Source organism: Aquihabitans sp. McL0605, assembly GCF_049993875.1.
GTDB lineage: Bacteria > Actinomycetota > Acidimicrobiia > Acidimicrobiales > Iamiaceae > Aquihabitans.
Window position 1 is genome coordinate 1 of the sequence record NZ_CP188252.1, and the last position, 11,789, is coordinate 11,789.

Below are 11,789 nucleotides of genomic sequence, written 5' to 3' on the forward strand. Positions count from 1 at the left end.
ATGACCGACGCCCGTCTCCTCGATGACCTCGTCGCCCGAGGCCTGGTGCAGGAGTGCACCGACCAGGCCGGCCTGGCGGCCCGGATGGCCGAGGGGCCGATCACCGTCTACAACGGCTGCGATCCCACCGCGGACAGCCTCCACGTGGGGAACCTCCTCGGCCTGCTCGTCCTCCGGCGGTTCCAGGAGGCCGGCCACCGCCCGCTCGCCCTGGTCGGCGGCGCCACCGGCATGATCGGCGACCCGAGCGGCCGCTCCGAGGAGCGCAACCTGCTCGACGAGGAGACCCTGGCTGCCAACGTGGCCGCCATCAAGGGCCAGATCTCCAGGATCCTCGACCTGTCGGGCGGCCCCACGGGCGGCGCCCTGGTCGACAACCGCGACTGGACCGAGGGGGTCAGCTACCTCGACTTCCTCCGGGAGGTGGGCAAGCACGTCACCGTGGGCACCATGCTCGCCCGGGAGTCGGTCAAGAACCGCATGGCCTCCGAGCACGGCATCTCCTACACCGAGTTCTCCTACATGCTCATACAGGCCAACGACTTCCTCCAGCTCGAGCAGGCCCACGGCTGCCAGCTCCAGGTGGGCGGCTCCGACCAGCTGGGCAACATGCTCGGCGGCATCGACCTGATCCGCCGGGTGCGCCAACGGCCGGCGTGGGCCCTGGCATGGCCCCTGCTCACCGCAGCCGACGGCACCAAGCTCGGCAAGACCACGGGCGCCCGCATCTGGCTCGATCCTGCTCGCACGAGCCCCTACCAGCTGTTCCAGCACTGGATGGCCACCGACGACCGGCAGATCGGCCAGTTCCTGCGCCAGTTCACCCTGCTGCCGTTGACCGAGATCGACGAGCTCCTGGCCGCCCACGAGGCCGAGCCGGGACGCCGGGCGGCCCAACGCCGGCTCGCCCACGAGGTCACCGCCCTGGTGCACGGTCCCGACGAGGCCGTCACGGCCGATCGGGTCTCCGACCTGCTGTTCGGTGCCGACCCCACCGAGGCCACCGCCACCCAGCTGGCGGCGGTCGGTCGAGAGGTGCCCAGCCTGGCCCTGGGGGCCGGCGAGCTGGCCGGCGAGCTTGACCTCGCCGACGTCCTCGCCCGAGACGAGTTCCTGGTGGCGTCCAAGGGGGAGGCCCGCCGGGCCATCGCCCAGGGCGGCGTCTACCTGAACGGCGCACGCGTGGGGGAGGGCCAGGCCCTGACCGACGGCGACCTCCTGCACGGCCGCTACGTGCTCATCCGCAAGGGGAAGAAGGCCTACGGGCTGATCGACGCCGGCGCGAACGGCGTGTGACGGGCGTGTTACCGACGACACACCGTCCCGATTTGGACCGCAGGTCACAACCTGCGTAAGTTCTCTCTCGTCGCCACAAGGACACACCGGAGCAGCTCAGCCGCAAGGTTGACAGCACCGAGCGAAAGTCCTAAGGTGACACTCCGCCCCGCAGCGACTGCGAAAGCAGCGCAGCGGAGCACCGGCAGCAACAGCCTCAAGAGGCTGACTGCCGAGCGGCCTGCCTACGGGTGGGTGAGCGCACCTTGAGAACGGAATAGAGGACGAAAAAGCAAATGCGGGCGACCGCTGTGCTGCTTTCGAGCAACGCAGCGGCGTTTGAAATACAAAGTAATTACGCATCAAGGACAACAAATACCACGTTAGTGGGTTGGACTGATGCCAGTCACCGAGAGGTTCAGGCCTCGAGGTGGCTCTCCGATTTGAAGACGGTCCACCAGCTTGCTGGCGGGCCTTCTGATGATCTCGATGGAGAGTTTGATCCTGGCTCAGGACGAACGCTGGCGGCGTGCCTAACACATGCAAGTCGAACGAGGTCCATCCTTCGGGAGAAGACCTAGTGGCGAACGGGTGAGTAACACGTGAGGAACCTGCCCCGAAGACCGGGATAACTCTCCGAAAGGAGTGCTAATACCGGATACCCCCACCGAACCGCATGGTTTGGTGAGGAAATGGATTCCGCTTCGGGAGGGCCTCGCGGCCTATCAGCTAGTTGGTGGGGTAACGGCCCACCAAGGCATCGACGGGTAGCTGGTCTGAGAGGACGATCAGCCACACTGGGACTGAGACACGGCCCAGACTCCTACGGGAGGCAGCAGTGGGGAATCTTGCGCAATGGGCGAAAGCCTGACGCAGCAACGCCGCGTGGGGGATGAAGGCTCTCGGGTTGTAAACCCCTTTCAGCAGGGACGAATCAAGACGGTACCTGCAGAAGAAGCCCCGGCTAACTACGTGCCAGCAGCCGCGGTAACACGTAGGGGGCAAGCGTTGTCCGGATTTATTGGGCGTAAAGAGCTCGTAGGTGGCTGAGTAAGTCGGATGTTAAATCCCCAGGCTCAACCTGGGACACCACCCGATACTGCTCTGGCTAGAGTCCGGTAGGGGAGCGTGGAATTCCTGGTGTAGCGGTGAAATGCGCAGATATCAGGAGGAACACCAGCGGCGAAGGCGGCGCTCTGGGCCGGTACTGACACTGAGGAGCGAAAGCGTGGGTAGCAAACAGGATTAGATACCCTGGTAGTCCACGCCGTAAACGTTGGGCACTAGGTGTGGGGTCTATTCAACGGACTCCGTGCCGTAGCTAACGCATTAAGTGCCCCGCCTGGGGAGTACGGCCGCAAGGCTAAAACTCAAAGGAATTGACGGGGGCCCGCACAAGCAGCGGAGCATGTTGCTTAATTCGAGGCAACGCGAAGAACCTTACCTGGGCTTGACATGTAGAGAAAAGCCGTAGAGATACGGTGTCCTTCGGGGTTCTACACAGGTGGTGCATGGTTGTCGTCAGCTCGTGTCGTGAGATGTTGGGTTAAGTCCCGCAACGAGCGCAACCCTTGTCCTATGTTGCCAGCACGTAATGGTGGGGACTCGTAGGAGACTGCCGGGGTCAACTCGGAGGAAGGTGGGGACGACGTCAAATCATCATGCCCCTTATGTCCAGGGCTGCAAACATGCTACAATGGCCGGTACAAAGGGCTGCGAAACCGCGAGGTGGAGCGAATCCCATAAAGCCGGTCTCAGTTCGGATTGGAGTCTGCAACTCGACTCCATGAAGCTGGAGTTGCTAGTAATCCCGGATCAGCAACGCCGGGGTGAATACGTTCCCGGGCCTTGTACACACCGCCCGTCACACCATGAAAGTTGGAAACGCCCGAAGCCAGTGGCCTAACCCGCAAGGGAAGGAGCTGTCGAAGGTGGCATCAGCGATTAGGGTGAAGTCGTAACAAGGTAGCCGTACCGGAAGGTGCGGCTGGATCACCTCCTTTCTAAGGAGTCATCGTGAGTCACATGTACTCACGGATTCCCAAGTTGAAGCATTTGCTAGTTTGGTCCGAGCTTCCCGCTCATCGGTCGTAGGTGTTTCCTCTCGATGTTCGGCCGGCTCGGTATCGTTCCATCCTCTATTCCGTTCTGAAGGTGTGCTCCATCTGCGCCCTCGCCGACATGGCGAGGGCGTTGCTGTGCGCCTTCGGACTGGGTTCGCCTGGTCCCGCTGAGCCCCTTGAGAACTGCATAGCGAGCACGAGCATCTTTGTTCTTCCAAGCTACAAAGAGCCAACGGTGGATGCCTTGGCGTCTACTACCGATGAAGGACGTGTCTGGCTGCGAAAAGCCACGGTCAGCTGCCTAGAAAGCGTTACGAACCGTGGATGTCCGAATGGGGAAACCCACCACCTTTGCGGGTGGTACTCCCGTGTGAACACATAGCACGGGTAGAGGGAACCGGGGGAATTGAAACATCTCAGTACCCCGAGGAAAAGAAAACAAACGTGACTCCCTGAGTAGCGGCGAGCGAAACGGGATCAGCCCAAACCGAAGTGGTGTTAAAGCCTGGTGGCGTTGCCACTTCGGGGTTGTGGGACTCGAGAGACGGAGCACCAGAGCCGTCACAGAGTTATCAAGTTGATGCGTAGTGGAAGCGTTTTGGAAAAGCGCGCCGCAGTGGGTAATAGCCCCGTACACGAAACGTATTCAGCCTCTGCTCGATCATCCCAAGTAACGCCGGGACCGTGAAAACTGGCGTGAATCTGTGAGGACCACCTCATAAGGCTAAGTATACGTAGACGACCGATAGTGCACCAGTACCGTGAGGGAAAGGTGAAAAGTACCCCGGGAGGGGAGTGAAATAGTACCTGAAACCGTTGGTTTACAATCAGTCAAAGCGTCGTCATACCTTCGGGTATGGCCGCGATGGCGTGCCTTTTGAAGAATGAGCCAGCGAGTTACGGTACGTGGCAAGGTTAACCAGTGATGGGGAGCCGGAGCGAAAGCGAGTCTGAATAGGGCGATTTAGTCGCGTGCTGTAGACCCGAAGCCAAGTGATCTATCCATGGCCAGGTTGAAGCGGGGGTAAGACCTCGTGGAGGACCGAACCCACCTAGGTTAAAAACTGGGGGGATGAGCTGTGGATAGGGGTGAAAGGCCAATCAAACTTGGTGATAGCTGGTTCTCCCCGAAATGCATTTAGGTGCAGCGTCGTGTGTTCAGTCATGGGGGTAGAGCACTGAATGGGTTAGGGGGCCTACAAGCTTACCGACCCCAATCAAACTCCGAATACCATGACTCCAGAGCACGGCAGTGAGACCGCGGGGGATGAGCTTCGCGGTCGAGAGGGAAACAGCCCAGATCGCCGGCTAAGGCCCCTAATTCTGGACTAAGTGGAAAACGATGTGAGATTGCCCAGACAGCCAGGAGGTTGGCTTAGAAGCAGCCACCCTTGAAAGAGTGCGTAACAGCTCACTGGTCGAGTGGTCTTGCGCGGATAATGTAACGGGGCTCAAGTCCAGAGCCGAAGCCGCGAATTCACGCTTTAGCGTGAGTGGTAGGGGAGCGTTGTATGTGCAGCGAAGCGGCGGTGTGAACCAGTCGTGGAGCGCATACAAGTGAGAATGCTGGCATGAGTAGCGAGAGAGGGGTGAGAAACCCCTCCGCCGTAAGCCCAAGGGTTCCTGGGGAAGGCTAATCCACCCAGGGTAAGTCGGGAGCTAAGGCGAGGCCGACAGGCGTAGTCGATGCACAACTGGTTGATATTCCAGTACCGATGTGTGCGCGCCCGAACCAAGTTCCGGTTGCTAAGGGGCTGCTTCCTTCGGGAAGCGAACCGACCCACTGGAAGGCGGTTAGCAATGAGGGGACGCAGGAGGATAGGTGAGCCCAGGCGATGGTTGTCCTGGGGTAAGCGCGTAGGGAGAGGTCCAGGTAAATCCGGCCCTCACATAATCCTGAGACGCAATGCCGAGCCGATTTAGGCGAAGTCACTAATTCCATGCTGCCAAGAAAAGCCTCTAGCGAGCTCACACGTCGCCCGTACCCCAAACCGACACAGGTGGGCGGGTAGAGAATACCAAGGCGATCGGGAGAACTATGGTTAAGGAACTCGGCAAAATGCCTCCGTAACTTCGGGAGAAGGAGGACCCCATCAGGGTGAAGGACCTTGCGTCCGGAGCTCGAAGGGGTGGCACAGACCAGGGGAAAGCGACTGTTTACTAAAAACACAGCAGCGTGCGAAGTCGCAAGACGATGTATACGCTGTGACGCCTGCCCAATGCCGGAAGGTTAAAGGGAAAGGTTAGTCCGCAAGGGCGAAGCTTTGAACTGAAGCCCCGGTGAATGGCGGCCGTAACTATAACGGTCCTAAGGTAGCGAAATTCCTTGTCGGGTAAGTTCCGACCTGCACGAATGGCGTAACGACTTTCCTACTGTCTCAACCATAGACCCGGCGAAATTGAAGTACGAGTAAAGATGCTCGTTAGCTGCAGAAGGACGGAAAGACCCCGTGGACCTTTACTATAGCTTGATGTTGAGTTTTGTTATGTGTTGTGTAGGATAGGTGGGAGACTTGGAAACATTGGCGCCAGCCAGTGCGGAGTCAACCTTGAAATACCACCCTGCTCATGACGGAGCTCTAACCCACGTCCCTTATCGGGATGGGGAACAGCGTCAGGTGGGTAGTTTGACTGGGGCGGTCGCCTCCTAAAGAGTAACGGAGGCGCCCAAAGGTTCCCTCAGACTGGTTGGCAATCAGTCGTCGAGTGCAATGGCACAAGGGAGCTTGACTGCGAGACCTACAAGTCAAGCAGGTGCGAAAGCAGGGCATAGTGATCCGGCGGTTGCGTGTGGAAGCGCCGTCGCTCAACGGATAAAAGGTACCCCGGGGATAACAGGCTCATCTTCCCCAAGAGTCCATATCGACGGGAAGGTTTGGCACCTCGATGTCGGCTCATCGCATCCTGGGGCTGAAGCAGGTCCCAAGGGTTGGGCTGTTCGCCCATTAAAGCGGTACGCGAGCTGGGTTTAGAACGTCGTGAGACAGTTCGGTCCCTATCCTCTGCAGCCGGAGGAAACTTGAGAAAGCCTGTCCCTAGTACGAGAGGACCGGGATGGACGTAGCTCTCGTGTGTCAGTTGTCCTGCCAAGGGCATTGCTGATTAGCGACCTACGGAAGGGATAAGCGCTGAAAGCATCTAAGTGCGAAGCCTGTTTCTAGATGAGGTTTCCCACTGGGTTAACCAGGTAAGGCCCGTGATAGACCAACACGTTGATAGGCCGGAGGTGTAAGCGTGGTAACACGTTCAGCCGACCGGTACTAATCGGCCGAGGGCTTGGATCTACAATGAAGTTCGTGCTCGCTATGGAGTCCTTGAGGGCTTGAGCGCCGTTTGTCGGCGCTCGCCTTTGACAACAGATTTCGGTGACTATCGCGTCTGGGTCACACCCGTTCCCATCCCGAACACGGAAGTTAAGCCAGACTGCGCCGATGGTACTTGGGTGGATTCGCCCTGGGAGAGTAGGTCGTCGCCGGATTTCTCTGGAGAGGGCCCCTGCTTATGCGGGGGCCCTCTTCTCGTTTTGGGCCCGGGTCGCTCGTGCTCGCCGGCACGGCGGGCCGCCACGTCGATGCCGGTGTCACCGGCGCCCGGTGGCGGTCCGGCGTCGACGGGGTCCGTCCAGGCGTCCGTCCACGTGTTGGAAGTGGAGCGCATCCGGGCAGCTGTCGGGTGCGTGCGGGCATCCGGTGCGGTCCAGCCGGAGGCGCTGGCCGGTCTCCCCGGCTCGAGCCTTCGGCTGACCGCCGATGGCGGCAGCCGCAGATCAGGGGGTGGGGGACCCGACGACCCGTGGACCCGATGCCCGACGGGCCGGTGCTGCGGGTGCGATTGATCGACAGGCTGGACGCGGTGATCGTGAGGGCCGCCGATCGACGTCGGAGTGGATCGGAGTGACGTGGGCGCCGAGGCGGTGCGCCTGCTCGGCCTGCGGGCCTGAGCTCGTTTCGGAGCCGGCGGCGGGTCTGATCAGCTGCTCGGCAGAGCGATGGCGGATCGACGGAGGGAGCTGCTCCAGGGCGTTCAGGCGGGAGCGGGTGCCGGTGCTGCCGGTTCGGCGGGGCCGGCGTCGGCCTCGTCCTCGTCGAGGTAGGCCTGGAGCAGGGCCAGCTCCTCCTCGCGCTTGGGGAAGAGGAACCAGATCAGCACGCCGCCCAGCAGGACCGCCGCGATGCCGGCGAGGTAGGCCTTGTCCTGGCCGTCGAGGAACGCCTGCTTGGCGCCCTGGATGATCTGGTCGGCGTACTGCGGGTACTGCTTGGCTGTGGTGGCGGCGCTCGAGAACGACTTGGTGAGCTCGGCCTGGACCGAGCTGGTGACCTTGTCGCTGTTGGGAGAGCTCGTGATCTCGGCGCTGACGGCGGCGGCGTAGCCGGCCGTGAGCACGGCACCGAGGATCGACTGCATGATGGCGCCGCCCAGGTCTCGCTGGAGATCTGCGGTGCCCGATGCCATCCCCGCCTTGCTCACCGGCACCGAGCCGGTGAGGGAGTGGGACGCCGGTGTGCCGGCGAGCCCGACACCGGCCCCCATGAAGGCGTAGGCCAGCGCCACCCATGCGTACGAGGTGCCTTCGTTCCAGAACACGTACATGGTCAAGAACCCGAGCAGACAGAACGCGTAGCCGAACAGCAGGGTGAACCGCGCCCCCTTCGTCTCGACGAGCTTGGCGCTGCGCGGAGCGAAGATCACCATCATGATCGCGGCCGGCAAGATGGCGGCACCCGCCTCGAGCGTGTCGTAGCCCAGGACGTTCTGCAGGAACTGCTGACCGATGAACATGGCGGCCATCAGCGAGCCGAACACGATGATCCCGGCGCAGGCGGCCACCCAGAAGATGCGTCGCGCCGCCACGTGCAGGTCGTAGAGGGGGTTCGCGGCCCGCCGCTGGCGCAAGATGAAGGCGACCCCCGAGGCGAGCGCCACGGCGGCCAGGCCCAACGTCAGGGCGTGCTTGCTCGGCAGCGGGGCGAAGTTGATGGCCAGGACGAGGCCGCCGATGAGCAGCACCGACAGCACGCCGCCGAGGTTGTCGACCGGCTCGGTGCCCTCGTTGACGTGGGCCGGGACGAACCGGATCGCCAGCACGAGCGCCACCACGGCGAGGGGGAGGGTGACCAGGAAGACCGAGCCCCAGTAGAAGTGCTCGAGCAGTGCGCCCGACACCAGCGGGCCCAACGAGGAGATGGCCCCGCCGAGGGCCGACCAGAGCGCGATCGACTTGGTGCGGCCCGGTCCCGACCAGAGGGCCGTGATCAGCGCCAGGGTGGTGGGGTAGGCCATGCCGGCGGAGAGCCCGCCCACGATGCGGGCCACCACCAGGACCCCGATGCTGGGCGCCATGGCGGCCAGGATGCAGGCGGGCACCGACAGCGACACGCCCAGGATCAGCATGAGCTTGCGGCCGAAGCGGTCGCCGAGGGCGCCCAGCCACAGCACCGAGGCGGCCAGGCCCAGGGAGTAGCCGACGGCCACCAGGTTGAGCGCCGATTGCGAGGCGTCGAACGCATCGCCGATGTCGGGCAGGGCCACGTTGGCCACGGCCAGGTTCAGGTTGGCGACCGCCGCCACCAAGATGAGCGAGACCAGGACCATGCCCGCCTGGGCCGGTGACCGGCCCTGGGCCTGTGCTCCCGCCGTGCCTGCGGCTTCGCCCGGACCGTCGCCCATCCCGTCATCTCCCACATCGAGCGAGCGTGTGACCGACGCCTGCTTGGCTCGACAACCTAATCCACCCACCTGCCCGGTTAGTGTGGCTCAGTGGCTCAGAACGATCGTCCTTCGTCTCCTCGAGGCGCGGGTGGTCAGAAGCCTGCGAGCAGCGGTCGGGGCCGCCCTTCCGGCGGCTCGTCGGGTTCTGGTCGGCCCCCCTCCGGCAAATCCGGCAGCGGTCGTCCGCCGAGCGGCGCGAAGAGCGGCTCGTCGCGGGGGAGCAGCAGCGGTGGCGGTCGCCCCGGCGGGTCCCGTCCGCCCGAGCGCGAAGAGCCCCGCACCGCCGGTCCCAAGAACTGGGGGAGCCTCGGTCGCAAGGGTGCCGGTCGGCTGACCTCGCCCGACTTCGATGCCCGCGACAGCGTCGGCGCGCAGGGGCGCGACACCCGGCCGGCGCCGGCGTCGAGGCGGTCCGACGAGTGGGTCCGCGTCGACGACGATGTCCGCTCCGAGGCTGCCGGCGCGGTCCGGCGAGGGCAGAAGCCGCGCCCGGCCAGCTCCGCGAAGCCGAAGGAACGGCGCGGTCGAGAGTTCCGCAAGGCCGGTGCGGGCACGGGGGGCGCCGACGCCAAGGCCGAGCTGGTCAAGGCGCTCGGCACGACGCGGGGCACCCGGGCCAACGAGCGCCTGCGCGATGCCGCGCACGCCTTCGAGCGCGAGCGCTACCAGGAGGCCCGCACCCTGCTCAAGCCCCTGGCCGAGCAGGCGCCTCAGGCCGCCATGGTCCGCGAGCTGCTCGGCCTGACCTACTACCGGCTGGGCCGGTGGAAGGACGCCGTGCGCGAGCTCGAGGCGTTCCGGGAGCTCACGGGATCGAGTGAGCAGAACCCGGTGCTGGCCGATGCCTACCGCGGCCTCAGGCGCCACGCTCAGGTCGAGGAGCTGTGGGACGAGCTGCGCGAGGCGTCGCCGTCGGCCGATCTGGTCACCGAGGGCCGGATCGTGATGGCCGGGTCGCTGGCTGACCGCAAGCAGCTCGACAAGGCCGTCGCCCTGCTCGAGAAGAGCCACCGGTCCACCAAGAACCCGCAGATCCACCACCTCCGCCAGGCCTATGCCCTGGCCGACCTCTACGAGCGGGCGGGCGACGTCGCCCGGGCCCGGGAGCTGTTCCGGTGGGTGGCCGAGCGAGAGCCCGAGTTCGCCGACGCCGCCGAGCGCGCCAGCACCATCGGCTGACGCCCTTCGCTGTCAGACCCCCTCCGTAGGGTCTGGCCACTCGATCGGGTCCGGCTCGATCCTTCGCTGCTCGACGACGCGGAGTCGTCCTCCCTGCCCTCGCCGGCGCTGCCGGCGTGTCCCTTGGAGTGATGCCATGAACGTCGTCGTCGTGTTCGGAGCGCTGTCGCGCGCTCCGGAGGTCCGGGAGCTGCCGTCGGGTGATCGGCTCGCCAGCTTCGAGGTCACCGTGCGCACCCCGGACCAACCCACCGAGTCGGTGCCGGTGGTCTGGTTCGACCCGCCCGACCGAGCGCTGCGCCTGGCCGCGGGGGCGGAGGTCGTGGTCACCGGCAAGGTGCGCCGCCGGTTCTTCCGCACCCCTGCCGGCACCGGCAGCCGCACCGAGGTGGTGGCATCGCAGGTGCTCCCGGCCACCCAGCGCAAGCGGGTCCAGGCGGCGGTCGGCGCCGAGCTCGATGTGCTGGCCGGCGCGATCGCATGAACGGCCGTGACGCCCTGCGCCGCCTCAGGCTGCGGTGGTCCGCCGGGGTGACCTGGGTTGGGCGAGCTGTCGGAGCGTCGGCCAAGATGGACCGGACATCGTCTGAACCAGGATGGGGACATCGCAGCAATGAACCAGGAGCAGCTCGAGCAGGTCCGCAGCGGGAAGGGGTTCATCGCCGCGCTCGACCAGAGCGGTGGCAGCACCCCCAAGGCCCTGCTGCTCTACGGCGTCGACGAGGACCAGTACGCCAACGAAGCCGAGATGTACGACCGGATCCACGAGATGCGCAGCCGCATCATCGTGAGCCCGGCCTTCTCGGGCGACGGTGTCGTGGGTGCGATCCTGTTCGAGATGACCATGGACCGCCAGGTCGAGGGCATCGACACGGGCGACTACCTCTGGCAGCAGAAGCGGGTGGTCCCGTTCCTGAAGGTCGACAAGGGCCTGGCCGACGAGGCCAACGGTGCGCAGGTGATGAAGCCGATGCCCGAGCTCGACGAGCTGCTGGCGCGCGGCGTGGCCAAGGGCATGTTCGGCACCAAGATGCGCTCGGTCATCAAGCTGGCCGACAGCGCCGGCGTCGGTGCGGTCGTCGACCAGCAGTTCGAGGTCGGCCGTCAGATCCTGGCCGCGGGACTCGTGCCGATCATCGAGCCCGAGGTCGACATCCACAGCCCGCAGAAGGCCGAGGCCGAGTCGCTCCTCAAGGCCGCGATCCTGGGCCAGCTCGAAGCCCAGCCGGCCGACCAGCCGGTGATGCTGAAGCTCACGCTGCCCGAGACCGACGGCTTCTACCAGGACCTCGTCGATCACCCGAGCGTGCTGCGGGTCGTCGCCCTGTCCGGTGGCTACTCCCGCGACGAGGCGAACGCCCGCCTCGCCCGCAACCACGGCGTCATCGCCAGCTTCTCGCGGGCCCTCACCCAGGGCCTGTCGGCCCAGCAGACCGATGCCGAGTTCGACGCCACCCTGGCCGAGACCATCAAGAGCATCTACGAGGCCTCGATCACCTGATCGCCCGGCCTCCGGGCCCCCTCGCGAACGACGATGGTGCCCGGCCCCGAGGGCCGGGC

General features: G+C 64.5%; 5 protein-coding genes and 3 rRNA genes. 7 read left to right on the forward strand and 1 reads right to left on the reverse strand.

Translation table 11 applies throughout. The features are described 5' to 3' along the window. From tyrS to rrf, 4 genes are all read left to right on the forward strand, one after another. On the forward strand, positions 1-1,296 hold the full coding sequence (gene tyrS, locus ACPPVX_RS00005; RefSeq protein WP_426572820.1) for a tyrosine--tRNA ligase: 1,296 nt from the start codon (positions 1-3) through the stop codon (positions 1,294-1,296). A 465-nt stretch (positions 1,297-1,761) separates the two neighbouring features. Continuing rightward, a 16S ribosomal RNA gene (locus tag ACPPVX_RS00010) occupies positions 1,762-3,278 on the forward strand. A gap of 272 nt (positions 3,279-3,550) precedes the next feature. Further along, positions 3,551-6,622, forward strand: a 23S ribosomal RNA gene (locus ACPPVX_RS00015). A 77-nt stretch (positions 6,623-6,699) separates the two neighbouring features. After that, positions 6,700-6,816 (forward strand): 5S ribosomal RNA (rrf, locus tag ACPPVX_RS00020). The 16S, 23S and 5S rRNA genes sit together here, the layout of an rRNA operon. Positions 6,817-7,361: 545 nt before the next feature. On the opposite strand, the gene ACPPVX_RS00025 is transcribed toward rrf, so the two are convergent. Further along, positions 7,362-9,008, reverse strand: a complete 1,647-nt coding sequence (locus tag ACPPVX_RS00025) for an MFS transporter (protein ID WP_426572821.1) — start codon at positions 9,006-9,008, stop codon at positions 7,362-7,364. A 90-nt stretch (positions 9,009-9,098) separates the two neighbouring features. On the opposite strand from ACPPVX_RS00025, the gene ACPPVX_RS00030 reads away from it, so the two are divergent. The 3 genes from ACPPVX_RS00030 (at position 9,099) to ACPPVX_RS00040 (ending at position 11,730) form a co-directional block, all read left to right on the forward strand. Beyond that, complete coding sequence (locus ACPPVX_RS00030; protein ID WP_426572822.1) at positions 9,099-10,229, forward strand: tetratricopeptide repeat protein; 1,131 nt, start codon at positions 9,099-9,101, stop codon at positions 10,227-10,229. A 136-nt stretch (positions 10,230-10,365) separates the two neighbouring features. Beyond that, complete coding sequence (locus ACPPVX_RS00035) at positions 10,366-10,713, forward strand: single-stranded DNA-binding protein (RefSeq protein WP_426572823.1); 348 nt, start codon at positions 10,366-10,368, stop codon at positions 10,711-10,713. 129 nt (positions 10,714-10,842) lie between these two features. Further along, a complete protein-coding gene (locus ACPPVX_RS00040) occupies positions 10,843-11,730 on the forward strand; it encodes a fructose bisphosphate aldolase (protein ID WP_426572824.1) in 888 nt (295 codons plus the stop codon). Positions 11,731-11,789 lie beyond the last annotated feature (59 nt).

What these genes read in the sequence shown, in the direction of transcription:
- ACPPVX_RS00035 (WP_426572823.1), top strand. Translation starts at nt 10,366, where the DNA reads ATGAACGTCGTCGTCGTGTTCGGAGCGCTGTCGCGCGCTCCGGAGGTC.
- ACPPVX_RS00040 (WP_426572824.1), top strand. Translation starts at nt 10,843, where the DNA reads ATGAACCAGGAGCAGCTCGAGCAGGTCCGCAGCGGGAAGGGGTTCATC.
- ACPPVX_RS00025 (WP_426572821.1), bottom strand. Translation starts at nt 9,008, where the DNA reads ATGGGCGACGGTCCGGGCGAAGCCGCAGGCACGGCGGGAGCACAGGCC.
- tyrS (WP_426572820.1), top strand. Translation starts at nt 1, where the DNA reads ATGACCGACGCCCGTCTCCTCGATGACCTCGTCGCCCGAGGCCTGGTG.